Below are 12,938 nucleotides of genomic sequence, written 5' to 3'. Positions count from 1 at the left end.
CAATTTTTTCGGCCTGTAGGCCACTCTTTCGGGTGATGTTCGAGTCGCTGATTCTCTTTCCGAGGGGGATCGTGGCGACGTGATGAGTCGCAGAGTGTGTTCAAAAGGCTGGGGGGCCGTCCTCGCGGCGGGGGTTCTGCTGCTCGCGCAGACCCCCGCCGTCGCACATGAAAGCGGGCCCCGATACGACGGGGCGGAGGAGCACCACGCCGGTTCGCAGATCGCGCTGCACGAAGGCGTCAATGTGTCGGTGGGGCCGCTGTACGGCGGCGAAGCGCAGACGCTCGGGCACGACGTCAGCGGACATCAAGGCGAAGTCGACTGGCCCGGAGCCGCCAGGACCGGCGCGAAGTTCGTCTACGTGAAGGCGACCGAAGGCACCGGCTTCGTCAATCCGCGGTTTCCCCAGCAGTACAACGGTTCCTACGGTGTCGGCCTGATCCGCGGCGCGTACCACTTCGCCCGCCCCGACATCTCGGACGGCGCCGCGCAGGCGCACTACTTCGTCGACCACGGCGGCGGCTGGTCCGGCGACGGCAAGACGCTGCCGGGCGCGCTCGACGTCGAGTACAACCCTTACGGCGAAACGTGTTACGGCAAGACGCCGGCGCAGATGATCGCGTGGATGGCGTCGTTCGCGGAGGCCTATCTGTGGCGGACCGGGCGGCATCCGGCGATCTACACGTCGACGAGCTGGTGGAAACGCTGCACCGGCAACAGCAACGCGTTCTGGCAGAACCCGTTGTGGCTCGCGCGCTACAACACGGAGATCGGCGAGCTGCCCGCGAGCTGGAAGCACCAGACCATCTGGCAGTTCGCGGACAGGGGCAGCCTGCCCGGTGACCAGAACTGGTTCAACGGCACGGTCGACCGGGTGCGCGCGCTGGCCGTCGGCTGAGCGCTCACCCATCTGGCGTTACAAGATCACATAACCCGGCCTAGTTGGAAATGAAAATCACCCACGCGTAGTACCAATTTCACGGAAGTTAGTGACAAACCCGGCACTCATCGTCAACAATCGTGCCCGGACGGCTACCACCTGCAAGGTCGCCGTCCTCAGCGAGGGTTATCCGTGAAGGGATTGTCGTAATGCGCACTTCCCGAAGAATCACCATCGCCGTCGGCTCCGCGCTGCTCCTGCTCGGCAGCACGGTCCAGGCGTCGGCCGCCCCGTCCCCCGAGATCATGTCGATCGAACAGGATCTCCAGCAGAACGACCACACGATCGGATCGCAGATCCGGCGCGTGGAAGGCGACACCTCCACCCCGGAATCGAAGGCCAAGGCCGCGCAGCCGCAGCCAGAGGCCGGGGTGCTCGCGACCGTCGCGGGCATGGACGTGGCCAGCTATCAGAAGAACGTCGACTGGGCCTACTGGTGGGGTCAGGGCAAGCGCTTCGTGTGGACGAAGGCCACCGAAGGCACGAGCTACAAGAACCCGTACTTCGCCCAGCAGTACAACGGTTCCTACAACCAGGGCTTCATCCGCGGCGCGTACCACTTCGCCCTGCCGAACGTCTCGAGCGGTGCGGCGCAGGCGGACTTCTTCATCAACAACGGCGGCGGCTGGTCCAAGGACGGCAAGACCCTGCCGGGCGCGCTGGACATGGAGTACAACCCGTACGGCGCCACCTGCTACGGCTTGAGCCAGGCTTCCATGGGGGCATGGATCCGCGCGTTCCACGACCGGTACAAGGCACGCACCGGCCGCTGGCCCGTCATCTACACCTCGACGAGCTGGTGGAGCACCTGCGTCGGCACGTCGCAGAACTTCGGTGGCACCGTCCCGCTGTGGATCGCGCGGTACGCGTCCACCGTGGGCACGCTGCCGTACGGCTGGAGCTTCTACACCGTGTGGCAGTACACCTCCAGCCCGCTCGACCAGAACACCTTCAACGGCGCCTATGACCGTTTGCAGGCACTGGCCAACGGCTGAGCTGCGCATTCCGTGAAAAGGCGGCTCCCGGCCTCGGCCGGGGGCCGCTTTTGCGCGCGGCTTTCACCCGCACGGTACCTTCCGAGCAGAAATCCCTGGCATGGGCGGATCCGGAACCAGCGCTGACCGCCGGTCGTCTGATCTCCAGCCTCAGGCCCCAGTACGGAAGGCGAGACCGATGACCTACCCACCCCAGCCAGGCCAGCCCTACGGCCAGGACCCCCAGGGACAGCAACCGCAGCCGGGTGGCTGGGACCAGACCCAGCAGTACGGTCAGCCTCAGCAGTACGGGCAGCAGCAGGGCTGGGACCAGACCCAGCAGTACCAGCAGCAGCCCCAGCAGGGCTGGGACCCGAACCAGCAGTACCAGCAGCAGGGCTGGGACCCGAACAACCAGGGTTACCCGCAGGGCCAGGGCGGCCCGCCGCCGCAGAAGAGCAAGACCGGGCTGATCATCGGGATCGTGATCGGCGTGGTCGTGCTGATCGCCTTCGGTGTCACCGGTTTCGTCGCGCCGGGCTTCCTGCTCAGCAAGGACGACGGGAACAACACCGCCGCGCCGCCCGCCTCGTCGTCCGAGCCCGCGCCGACCTCCGCGCCGAAGAGCAGCCCGAAGTCGAGCACGACCAGGACCCCGAGGAGCACGGAGAACGGTGGCGGTGCCGGCGATCCTCAGGGCGTCCAGGTCATCACGGACTTCCTCGCCAAGATCTCCAGCGGCGACAAGACCGGCGCGGTCGCCCTGGCCTGTGAAAACCGGCGGGCGAACATGGGCAGCATGATCGACCTCTTCCTGCCGCCGGGCTCCACGGCCGAGGTCAAGAAGACCCAGGGCACCAGCAGCATCGTCATGGCCGAGATCACCGGCACGGTCGAGGGCGCCGACGCCAAGGGCACCGTGATCGCGCAGAGCCAATCGGGCAGCGCCTACTGCGTCTCTTCCCTGCTGGTCTCCAAGGTCCGATGAAGCGGTTCCTCCGCTCCCCGCTGCTCTGGACATTCGTCGTTTCGCTCGTCCTGCTGCTCGCGGTCGGCGGCTGGTTGCTGACGGATCCGGCGACCAGCCGCAGCGAGGCACTGAAGACCGGCGGCATCGCCGGAGGCGCCATCGTCGCGCTGTACGCGTTGTGGCTCAACGACAGGCGGCGCCGCGTCGAGGAGCGGCGGCAGGAAGTCGAGCGACAGCGGCAAGAACTCGAACAGCGGCGGGCCGACCAGGACCGCGACCGGATCTCGGACGAACGGTTCGCGAAGGCCGTCGAACTGCTCGGGCACGACGCCGACCAGGTGCGGGTCGGCGCCCTGCACGCACTGGCCGGGTTGGCCCGCGGCCGGGCGATCTACACGCAGACGGTGCTGGACATCCTGTGCTCGTACCTGCGGCGGCCGTTCGAACACCCGCGGTACAAGGACACGGCGAAACGGGACGGGAACACCGCACCGGAGGAGGGCTCCGCTGAGGAGGACCAAGAACTCCAGGTGCGGCAGACCGCGCAACGGCTGATCGGGGAACTGCTCCCGGCCGCGGATTCCGAGGGCACGCCGGGATACGACCTCGACCTGACCGGCGCGGTGCTGGAGTACTTCGATCTTTCGGAGCGGAAGATCGGCAAGCTGTTGCTCCGCTACGGCGGTCTGTACAGCAGCACCAACCTGTCCGGCTGTGTGTTCCTCGGGCCGGTGTACCTGACCGGCGCGGGAACGGTCCCGAAGAAGCTGATCGGCTTCTTCCGGTGCAATGACGCCAAATTCGAACAACGGGCGTGGTTCAGCGGGGTCCGCTTCTCCGAGGACACCGAGTTCCGCGGCACCGTGTTCGCGGGCGAGACATCCTTCAAGGACAGCGTCTTCGCCAAGGACGCGGTCTTCGCCGGCTCCCGGTTCAAGGGGACGCTGGATCTCCACCGCGCCCGGTTCCAAGGCCTCGCGGATCTGAGTTTCCGCGAGCCGCCCGGCACGGTCGAGCTGCGCAACACGACGGTGGAACCCGCCAGGGACCACGAACTCCCGGACGGCTGGACCGTCGAGACCCTGCCGGACGGCCGTGCCCGGCTCACCACGGTGAAGGATCGATGAAGCGCCTGCTCAAGTCGCCGCTGCTGTGGACGTTGCTGTCCTCGGTCGTGGTGCTCGTCGGGGTCACCGCCTGGCTGCTCACGGATCGCGCGACCAGCCGCGGTGACGCGCTCAAGACCGGCGCCCTCGCCGGCGGGGCGATCGCCGCGCTCTACGGGCTCTGGCTCAACGACCGGCGAAGGCGGACCGAAGAGGACAGGCACGAGATCGAGCGCAGCCGGATCTCCGACGAGCGCTTCGCCAAGTCGATCGAGCTGCTGGGCAACGAAGCCGATCAGGTCCGGGTCGGCGCGATGCATTCGCTCGCGGGACTGGCCAGGACGCGTCCGGAGTACCGGCAGACGGTGCTCGACGTGTTGTGCGCCTATTTGCGGCGGCCGTTCGAACATCCGAGTTTCGACCAGGACCGCGAGTGGGAACCGGCGGACAAGGCGGCCGCGGAACGGGAACGGCTGGTCCGGCGCGCGGCCGAACGACTGATCCGCGACATCCTTCCCCACGCCGGGACCACGGGGCCGACGCTTTCGCTCAACCTCAGCGACGCGCGGCTCGACAAGCTGGGACTGCTCGGCAGGCGGGTCGGCTGGTTCGGCGCGGATCGTTGCGAGGTGCTGACCTACCTGGACCTCACCGATACCCAGCTGTCCGGGAAGTTCCTGCTCGAGAACGCGACGATCCACGGCGGGTTCGTACTCACGCGGGCGAGCTTCGAACGCAGGGTGTCGCTGGACAATCTCGTCGTCGAGACCCCGGTCGACTTCAGCGTGGCGACCTTCGTGGAGCCGCCGTCGCTGGAGGGCGCGAAGTTCGGGGCGGGTTCAAAGACGTCGTGAGTGGCGATTCGGGTTAGAGCCAAGGGTGTCTTAGGTACCTACGTGGTTGAGGCTGCGGTTGACGCCAGGTCGCGGTCGTGGGGATGTCGTGAAGGGCCCCTTTGAGACGTTGATCGTCTCAAAGGGGCCCTTCACGACATAGGAGTTCGACGCCGGGCCGTTGGAAGCGCTGAAGGAGCCGCCCGCTCATCCTCACGTCTCGTGAGTGGCGATTCGGGTTAGGGGCGGCCGTGTTCTAGGTGCCTACGGCGGGTGGATCGGGATCGCAGGTCCGTGAAGGACCCCAGTACATGAAGGACCCCATCCTTGCGCCTAGGTACAGGAAGGGGTCCTTCATGTACTTCAACCCGGCATCACGCAAGAAGCGCCACAAGTCACGCAGTAGGTACCCAAGGGGAAGCTCGTTGGAACCCGAACGGCCGCTTCAGCTTCAGTCGAAGAGTGCCGGGAGGGTCCGCTCCCAGGTCTCCCGAAGCTCGTCCAGCGTGAACTCCGTGATGTCCTGGAGTTCGAGCGAGCCCGATTCCGGGTCCACCACGCCGGTCTTGCGCCACGGCAGGCCGCGCGCGGTGAGCATCTCGGTGAACCGCAGTTCCTCGGTGCGCGGCACGGCGACCAGCACCCGGCCCGCGGATTCGGAGAACAACTGCACGAACGGGTCCTGCTCCGAGTCGAGGAAGACCCGGGCACCACACTGTCCGATGAGGACGGTCTCGACGAGCGTCTGGATCAGGCCGCCGTCGGAGATGTCGTGCGCGGCGGAGATCATGCCGTCGCGGGAACCGGCGATGAGGATGTCGGCGAGCAGCTTCTCGCGGGCAAGATCCACGCGAGGCGGGCGGCCGCCGAGGTGGCCGTGCAGTTCGCGCGCCCAGGCGGAACCGTCCAGCTCGTCGTGCGTTTCACCGAGCAGCAGCAGGGTTTCCCCGGCCTCGGCGCCGATTCCGGTGGGGATGCGGCGGGTGACGTCGTCGATCACGCCGAGCACGCCGACCACCGGGGTCGGCAGGATGGCCACGTCACCGGTCTGGTTGAAGAAGCTGACGTTGCCGCCGGTGACCGGGATGCCGAGTTCGACGCAGCCGTCGGCGAGACCGTGCACGGCCTGCTCGAACTGCCACATCACGCCAGGGTCGGTCGGCGCGCCGAAGTTCAGGCAGTCCGACACCGCGACCGGCTTCGCGCCACTGGTGGCGACGTTGCGGTACGCCTCGGCCAGCGCGAGCTTCGCACCCTCGTACGGGTCGAGGTAGACGAACTTGCTGTTGCAGTCGGTCGAGACGGCGACCCCGCGGCCGGTCGACTCGTCGATCCGGATGACGCCGGAGTCCGACGGCTGCGCGGACACGGTGTTGCCGCGCACGTAGCGGTCGTACTGGGAGGTCACCCATTCCTTCGACGCCTGGTTCGGCGACGAGATCAGCTTGAGGATGTCGGCGCGCAGTTCGTCCGAAGTGGACGGACGCGGCAGCTTCGCCGAGGTGTCGGCCTGCAGTGCGTCCTGTGTGGACGGACGCTGGATCGGGCGGTCGTACACCGGGCCCTGGTGCGCCACGGTGTGCGCCGGGACATCGACGACGACCTCGTCGTTCCAGGTGATGACCAGGTGCTCGCCGTCGGTGACCTCGCCGATGTCGGTGGCGATGACGTCCCACTTCTCGCAGACCTTCATGAACGCCTCGACGTTCTCCGGCGAGACGACCGCGCACATACGCTCCTGCGACTCGCTGGAGAGCACCTCCGCCGGGGTCATCCCGGTGGCGCGCAACGGAACCCGGTCGAGGTAGATGTGCATGCCGCCGTCACCGGCGGCCGCCAGCTCCGACGTCGCGCAGGAGAGCCCGGCGCCGCCGAGGTCCTGGATGCCGACGACGAGCTTCTGCGCGAACAGTTCGAGACAGCACTCGATGAGCACCTTCTCGGTGAACGGGTCGCCGACCTGGACGCTCGGGAGCTTCTTGCGGCCGCCCGAAGATTCGTCGCCGGAGAAGGTGTCGCTGGCGAGGACGGACACGCCACCGATGCCGTCGAGGCCGGTGCGCGCGCCGAACAGGATGATCTTGTTGCCCTTGCCCGAGGCGAACGCCAGGTGCAGGTCCTCGACCCGCATCGCACCGACACACAGGGCGTTGACCAGCGGGTTTCCCGCGTAGCTCTGGTCGAACACCAGCTCGCCGCCGATGTTCGGCAGGCCGAGGCAGTTGCCGTAGCCGCCGACGCCGGCGACCACGCCGGGCAGCACCCGGCGGGTGTCGGGGGCGTCCGCCGGGCCGAAGCGCAGCGCGTCCGCCACCGCGAGCGGGCGAGCGCCCATCGCCATGATGTCGCGCACGATGCCGCCGACGCCGGTCGCGGCACCCTGGTACGGCTCGACGTAGGACGGGTGGTTGTGGCTCTCGACCTTGAAGGTGACCGCCCAGCCCTCGCCGATGTCGACGACGCCCGCGTTCTCGCCGATGCCGGCGAGCATCTTCTCCTTCATTTCGGGAGTGGCGGTCTCACCGAAGTAGCGCAGGTGCTTCTTCGAGGACTTGTACGAGCAGTGCTCGCTCCACATCACCGAATACATCGCCAGTTCGGCGTCGGTCGGACGGCGGCCGAGGATCTCCCGGATCCGGGCGTACTCGTCGTCGGCGAGGCCGAGCTCGACGTACGGCTGGGTCGTTTCGGGGGTCGCCTCGGCGCGTTGAGTGGTGTCAACGGTGCTGGTCACGGTGTCAACCTCAGGGTTCGCCACGGCCTTGAGAATAGGCGAGGGGTCTGTTCACCTCGCGGTCGCCCACGCATAAATCGGTCGCGCTCGCGGCGGTGATCCGCTTACCGTCGATAATCGTGCTTTCCGCCACATATCCCCTTCCGCGACTACGCCTGCCCGCCAAGCCGACCGCTTGGCGGTACCTCGTCAGGATGATGCTCGCGCGCCCGGGACTGCTCGCCGTCTCGGCGATCAGCGGTGCGCTGTGGTCGCTGCCGATCGCCCTGCTGCCGGTCGCGATCGGGCGGGGCATCGACGCGATCGGGCGCGGCGACGGCGATTCCGTCTGGCTGTGGGGCCTCGCGGCCGCCGGGCTTGGGATCGCGCAGACGCTCGCGGGCACGGTGCAGCACTTCGCGTCCTACGGCTGCTGGATCCACGGCGCCGGGGTGACGCAGCGGCTCGCCACCGAACACGCGGCGAAGCTGGGCGCGAATCTGCGCGACACGACCACCACGGGTGACGTGGTCGCGATCACCACCAGCGACATCAATCCGATCGGTGATTCCTTCGAGGTGCTCGGACGGGCCTTCGGCTCGCTGATCGCGTTCATCGTCTGCGCGACGGCACTGCTGTCGACATCGCCGCTGCTCGGCGTGGTCGCGCTGGTCGGCGTCCCGCTGGCGGTGGTCGGCATCGGCCCGCTGCTGAAGCCGCTGGAGAAGCGCCAGACGAAGCAGCGCGAGGAGAAGACCGACGTCAACGCGCTGGCCGCGGACATCGTCTCCGGCCTGCGGATCCTTCGCGGTGTCGGCGGCGAGAAGCAGTTCCTCGACCGCTTCCGCCGGTCCAGCCAGCGGGTCCGGGCGGCCGGTGTCCAGGTGGGACGCAGCGAAGCGTGGCTCGCGGGTGCCGAGGTCGCGCTGCCGGGACTGGTCACGGTGGTCATCACCTGGCTGGGCGCGCAACTGGCGATCAACGGCACCATCGGCGTCGGCGAACTGATCACGTTCTACGGCGTCTCGGTGTTCCTGGTGATCCCGGTGACGACGGCGACCGAGTTCGCGGGCGTGCTGAGCGCCGCGCTGGTTTCGGCGCGGAAGGTGTGCAAACTGCTGTCCACCGAACGCACGCTCGCCGAGCCGGAGCACCCGATCCCGCTGCCGGAAGGCCCGCTGGACCTGTACGACGAGACGACCGGGATCAAGGCCGAGGCCGGGAAACTGACCGTCATCGACGTCGGAGCCGATGCCGAAGCGGTGGCTTCGCGGATGGCGCGGTTCACCGATCCGAGCGAACCTGCCCTCGTCGGCGGGGTTCCGGTGGATCGGGTCGCCCTCGGCGAGCTGCGGCGGCGGGTCGTGTTCGCGCACAACCAGGACATCTGGTTCTCCGGGGTGCTGCGCGAACAGGTCGCCCCCACCGAGCCCGGCGACGTCGAGATCACCGAAGCGCTGTACGCGGCGGACGCCGACGACATCGTGGACGCGCTGCCCAACGGCGTCGACGAGGTGATCGGCGAACGCGGACGTGAGGTTTCCGGTGGTCAGCGGCAGCGGCTGAACCTGGCCCGCGCGCTGGCGACCGACGCCGACGTCCTGCTGCTCGACGAGCCGACCTCGGCCGTCGACGCGCATACCGAAGCCCGCATAACCGAACGCGTCGCGAAGCTGCGGCGCGGCAAGACCACCGTCGTGTTCAGTCAGAGTCCACTGTGGACACATGTGGCCGACGAGGTCGTGAGTACGAAAGTGCCCGCATGAAGAAGCTGCCTTTGGCAGACAAGAAAGACGTTCGACGATGGATCAAGGAGACCGCGCGGGACAACAAGCGCGAGTTCTCCGTGATGCTCGGCCTGTTCTGCGTCGCGACCGCGATCGGGCTGGCCGGGCCGCGGCTGCTGGGCGTGCTGGTGGACGAGGTCGTCGGAGGCACGACGACCACCACGATCACCTGGCTCGCGGTCGCGTTCGTGGTGGTGCTGGGCGCACAGGCCTGGTTCAAGGGGCTGGCCCGGCTCCGCGCGCGGGTGTTCGGCGAGCGGATCCTGGCGAAGAACCGCGAGGAGTTCGTCGGGAACGCGCTGAACCTGCCGCTCGGGACGGTCGAGGCGGCCGGCACCGGTGACCTGCTCAGCCGGGCGACGACCGACGTCAGCCGCATCGACCACGCGGTGCGGTTCGGCGCGCCGGAGATCCTGATCGCCGCCGTCACGGTGGTGTTCACCGTGGTGGCGATGGTGCTCACGTCGCCGTTCCTGGCGCTGGGCCTGCTGGTCGCGTTGCCGCTGCTGGTGCCGGTGAACATCTGGTACCAGCGGCGGATCCCGGACGTGATGCGGCGGATGCTGGACAAGTGGTCCGAACTCCAGTCCACCACGCACGAGACCGCGGAGGGCGCGCGGACGGCCGAGGCGCTGAACCTGACCGGCCGCCGGATCCGCACCGGGCACGACGGGCTCGACGCGTCGATGCTGGGCGAGCGCAAGATCCGGGCGTTGCAGATGCGGTGGATCCCGTCGCTGGAGATCAGCTACGTGCTGCCGGTGCCGGTGATGCTCGGGCTGGGCCTGCTCGCCTATTCGAACGGCTGGGAAGGGCTCGGCACGATCACCGCGATGCTGCTGTACTCGCAGGTCATGACCGGTCCGCTGAACGAGGCGCTGTTCTGGCTCGCGGACATGCAGGTCGCCGGGGCCTCGCTGCGGCGGCTGCTGGGCGTGCGACCCGCTCCGTCTTCGGAGACGGCTTCGGAGACGCCGCGCGGTCAGGACATCGAGGTGCGCGACGTGCGCTTCGGCTACAACGCGGACCGCGAGGTGCTGCACGGCATCGACCTGCGGGTGCCCGCCGGTGAACGGCTGGCGATCGTCGGGCCGTCCGGTGCGGGCAAATCGACCCTGGGACGGCTGCTGGCCGGGATGTCGGCGCCGACCTCGGGTTCCGTGCGGGTCGGCGGCGCCGAGGTGTCGACGCTGCCGGACGACGTCCTGCGCGGTGAAGTCCTGCTGCTGACCCAGGAGCAGCACGTGTTCGCGGGGACACTGCGGGACAATCTCACGCTGCCCGCCGGGGACTGGTCCGACGACCGGCTGCTGGCCGCGCTGGCCTCGGTCGGGGCTTCGGAGTGGGTGGCGGGCCTGCCGGACGGGCTGGACACGAAGGTCGGGGCCGGGGCGGTCGCCGTCCCGGCGGCGCTGGCGCAGCAGCTGGCGCTGGCGCGAGTGGTGCTGGCCGACCCGCACACGCTGGTACTGGACGAGGCGACGTCGCTGCTGGACACGGGTTCGGCGCGGGAGCTGGAGCGGTCGCTGAGCGCGGTGCTCGAAGGGCGCACGGTGATCGCGATCGCCCACCGGCTGCACACGGCGGCCGCGGCGGACCGGGTCGCGGTCATCGAGGGCGGCCGGGTGACCGAGCTGGGCTCGCACGCTGAGCTGCTTGCCGCCGGTGGGCCTTACGCCGCTCTGGTGGCCGCCGCCTCCTGACGCAATTCGGCACCTGGTTGCGGTGGTTGCGCGCGCAACTACCGCAAGCAGGTGCCGAATTGCGAGGGATCAGGTGGAGACGAGGGCGTCCACGGCGCTGTAGAACATGCCGAGCCCGTCGTCGGAAGGCCCGGTGAGGGCGTCGATGGCGTGCTCCGGATGCGGCATGAGTCCGACGACGCGGCCGTTCTCGCTGCGGATCCCGGCGATGTCGTTGCGCGAGCCGTTCGGGTTGCCGCCGACGTAGCGGAACACCACGCGGCCCTCACCCTCCAGCTCGTCGAGGGTGGCCTGCTCGGCGACGAAGCAGCCGTCGATGTTCTTCATCGGGATGAGGATCTCGGCGTCCTTGTCGTACCGGGTGGTCCACGCGGTGTCGTTGTTCTCGACGCGCAGCCACTGGTCACGGCAGATGAAGTGCAGGCCCGCGTTGCGGATCATCGCGCCGGGCAGCAGCCCGGCCTCGCACAGGATCTGGAAGCCGTTGCAGATGCCCAGCACCGGCATGCCCTTGTGGGCGGCCTCGATCACCGAAGACATCACCGGCGCGAAGCGCGCGATGACGCCGGCGCGCAGGTAGTCGCCGTAGGAGAAGCCACCGGGGACGACGACGGCGTCGACGCCCTTCAGGTCCTCGTCCGCGTGCCACAGGGGCACGGCTTCGGCGTCGGCGTAGCGGACGGCGCGGGCGGCGTCACCGTCGTCGAGCGTGCCGGGGAAGGTGATGACCCCGATGCGGGCGGTCACGCTTCCACCCGCTTGATGGTCCACTGCTCGATGACCGGGTTCGCGAGGAATCCTTCGGCGATCTTTTCGAGCGTCGCGTCGTCGACGGAGTCGTCGACCTCGATCTCGAAGTGCTTGCCCTGACGGATCTCGGTGATCCCGGTGAAGCCGAGACGACCGGCGGCGCCGAGCGCGGCCTGCCCCTGCGGGTCGAGGATTTCGGGCTTGGGCATGACGTCGACAACGACTCGGGCCACGGCAGGCTGCTCCTTATTCACGCAGGTCGTGGGTACCGCCCGAGCCTACTTCACTACGGTTGCCGCATGACCTACGGGCAACCGCAGTACGGGTACAACCCGCCGCCGAAGAAGTCGAAGGCCTGGCTCTGGATCACTCTTGTGCTGGTCTTCGTCCTGATCGCGGGCGGTGTCGCGTTCACCGGTTTCGTCTCGCCGGGGTTCTTCAAGGCCAAGGCGGACACCACCTCGCGCGCGACGCCGGAGCAGCTGAGCCAGTCGTTCGTGAACGGCGTCGCCGAAGACCGTGTCAGTCAGCTCTGGTGCTCGATCCGCTCGAAGCGGTCCTACACCTTCGAGCAGACCATGGCCGTCTCCGACGGCGCACAGTTGAGCACGCCCGCGCACCAGCGTGCGGCGCAGGAGTACTCGGCCGCGTTCACCGCAGGGGGTCAGACCGTCGGGATCGCGATGATCCCCGGCGAGGGCGGCTGGTGCGTGCGTGACGCCAAGGTCGGCGGCGAGCCCGAGCCGTTGCCGGGCATCGAGACGAAGCCGTCGCCGCGGCCTGACGTCAAGACCGGGGAAGAGGCGGGGAACAAGTTCGTCGACGCGATCAACACGCGTGACATCCCGGCGGCGTTGTCCGTGCTGTGCGAGAAGGTGCCCGACACGACCCGCGACGGCGTGCAGCAGATCATCCACGGCGAGGCCAGGTACACCGTCGAGAAGGCCGACCTGCTGACCACGGCCGAGCAGACGATCCTGCATCTCGCGGGCGAGGTCGACGGCGTCCGGCAGCCCGGGCGGATCGAGACCGACGACAGTGCCGAAGGCGGGCCCTGCGTGGCTTCTTTTTCACCCGACTCCGACTGAGCTCGCATCAGTCCTTCGACTGGGGGATGCTCGGAGCGCGTCGCTGGGCCAAGATGAGCCCATTGGCAGCACGC

General features: G+C 68.3%; 11 protein-coding genes. 8 read left to right on the top strand and 3 right to left on the bottom strand.

Going from position 1 to position 12,938, the window contains the following annotated elements:
• Window positions 1-82 precede the first annotated feature (82 nt).
• The 5 genes from ACLJO0_RS02980 to ACLJO0_RS02960 all read left to right on the top strand — a co-directional run bounded on the left by ACLJO0_RS02980 (window position 83) and on the right by ACLJO0_RS02960 (window position 4,844).
• Window positions 83-898, top strand: a complete 816-nt coding sequence (locus ACLJO0_RS02980) for a lysozyme (protein ID WP_410576956.1) — start codon at window positions 83-85, stop codon at window positions 896-898.
• Between the two features lie 191 nt (window positions 899-1,089).
• A complete protein-coding gene (locus ACLJO0_RS02975; protein ID WP_125784874.1) occupies window positions 1,090-1,935 on the top strand; it encodes a lysozyme in 846 nt (281 codons plus the stop codon).
• Window positions 1,936-2,113: 178 nt separating this feature from the next.
• Window positions 2,114-2,902 carry a Twin-arginine translocation protein TatA gene (locus ACLJO0_RS02970; protein ID WP_410576445.1) on the top strand — a complete coding sequence of 263 codons (789 nt, stop codon included), beginning with the start codon at window positions 2,114-2,116 and terminating at the stop codon, window positions 2,900-2,902.
• Entirely contained in the window at window positions 2,899-4,011 is a 1,113-nt protein-coding gene (locus ACLJO0_RS02965; protein WP_410576444.1) for a pentapeptide repeat-containing protein, read from the top strand. Before ACLJO0_RS02970 ends, ACLJO0_RS02965 begins: the two co-directional genes overlap by 4 nt.
• Window positions 4,008-4,844 (top strand): hypothetical protein, encoded by an 837-nt coding sequence (locus ACLJO0_RS02960; protein WP_410576443.1) that lies wholly within the window; start codon window positions 4,008-4,010, stop codon window positions 4,842-4,844. The genes ACLJO0_RS02965 and ACLJO0_RS02960 overlap by 4 nt, the downstream gene beginning before the upstream one ends.
• Window positions 4,845-5,274: 430 nt before the next feature.
• On the opposite strand, the gene purL is transcribed toward ACLJO0_RS02960, so the two are convergent.
• The gene (gene purL, locus ACLJO0_RS02955; protein ID WP_410576442.1) at window positions 5,275-7,557 is read right to left on the bottom strand and encodes a phosphoribosylformylglycinamidine synthase subunit PurL; all 2,283 of its coding nucleotides are present in this window, start codon (window positions 7,555-7,557) and stop codon (window positions 5,275-5,277) included.
• A 119-nt stretch (window positions 7,558-7,676) separates the two neighbouring features.
• Between purL and ACLJO0_RS02950 the strand changes: the two genes are divergently transcribed.
• Both ACLJO0_RS02950 and ACLJO0_RS02945 read left to right on the top strand, forming a co-directional pair.
• Window positions 7,677-9,302: an ABC transporter ATP-binding protein gene (locus ACLJO0_RS02950; protein WP_410576441.1), complete on the top strand. Its 1,626-nt coding sequence runs from the start codon at window positions 7,677-7,679 to the stop codon at window positions 9,300-9,302.
• Window positions 9,299-11,026: an ABC transporter ATP-binding protein gene (locus ACLJO0_RS02945; RefSeq protein ID WP_410576440.1), complete on the top strand. Its 1,728-nt coding sequence runs from the start codon at window positions 9,299-9,301 to the stop codon at window positions 11,024-11,026. Before ACLJO0_RS02950 ends, ACLJO0_RS02945 begins: the two co-directional genes overlap by 4 nt.
• A 69-nt stretch (window positions 11,027-11,095) precedes the next feature.
• Here ACLJO0_RS02945 and purQ read toward each other — a convergent pair whose 3' ends face one another.
• Window positions 11,096-11,773 carry a phosphoribosylformylglycinamidine synthase subunit PurQ gene (purQ, locus tag ACLJO0_RS02940; RefSeq protein WP_410576439.1) on the bottom strand — a complete coding sequence of 226 codons (678 nt, stop codon included), beginning with the start codon at window positions 11,771-11,773 and terminating at the stop codon, window positions 11,096-11,098.
• Window positions 11,770-12,009, bottom strand: a complete 240-nt coding sequence (gene purS / locus ACLJO0_RS02935) for a phosphoribosylformylglycinamidine synthase subunit PurS (protein WP_037320498.1) — start codon at window positions 12,007-12,009, stop codon at window positions 11,770-11,772. The genes purQ and purS overlap by 4 nt, the downstream gene beginning before the upstream one ends.
• Before the next feature lie 66 nt (window positions 12,010-12,075).
• Here purS and ACLJO0_RS02930 point away from each other — a divergent pair, with 66 nt between their 5' ends.
• Window positions 12,076-12,864 carry a hypothetical protein gene (locus ACLJO0_RS02930; RefSeq protein WP_410576438.1) on the top strand — a complete coding sequence of 263 codons (789 nt, stop codon included), beginning with the start codon at window positions 12,076-12,078 and terminating at the stop codon, window positions 12,862-12,864.
• Window positions 12,865-12,938 lie beyond the last annotated feature (74 nt).

The organism is Amycolatopsis sp. lyj-108, from assembly GCF_046549005.1.
Taxonomy (GTDB): Bacteria; Actinomycetota; Actinomycetes; order Mycobacteriales; family Pseudonocardiaceae; genus Amycolatopsis.
Note: the sequence above shows the minus strand (reverse complement) of the source record. Positions and strands in the feature narration are given on the sequence as shown.

Excerpts from the sequence above, each read along its gene's own strand:
- ACLJO0_RS02930 (WP_410576438.1), top strand. The coding sequence starts at position 12,076 with ATGACCTACGGGCAACCGCAGTACGGGTACAACCCGCCGCCGAAGAAG.
- ACLJO0_RS02965 (WP_410576444.1), top strand. The coding sequence starts at position 2,899 with ATGAAGCGGTTCCTCCGCTCCCCGCTGCTCTGGACATTCGTCGTTTCG.
- ACLJO0_RS02975 (WP_125784874.1), top strand. The coding sequence starts at position 1,090 with ATGCGCACTTCCCGAAGAATCACCATCGCCGTCGGCTCCGCGCTGCTC.
- ACLJO0_RS02980 (WP_410576956.1), top strand. The coding sequence starts at position 83 with ATGAGTCGCAGAGTGTGTTCAAAAGGCTGGGGGGCCGTCCTCGCGGCG.
- ACLJO0_RS02960 (WP_410576443.1), top strand. The coding sequence starts at position 4,008 with ATGAAGCGCCTGCTCAAGTCGCCGCTGCTGTGGACGTTGCTGTCCTCG.
- ACLJO0_RS02970 (WP_410576445.1), top strand. The coding sequence starts at position 2,114 with ATGACCTACCCACCCCAGCCAGGCCAGCCCTACGGCCAGGACCCCCAG.
- ACLJO0_RS02945 (WP_410576440.1), top strand. The coding sequence starts at position 9,299 with ATGAAGAAGCTGCCTTTGGCAGACAAGAAAGACGTTCGACGATGGATC.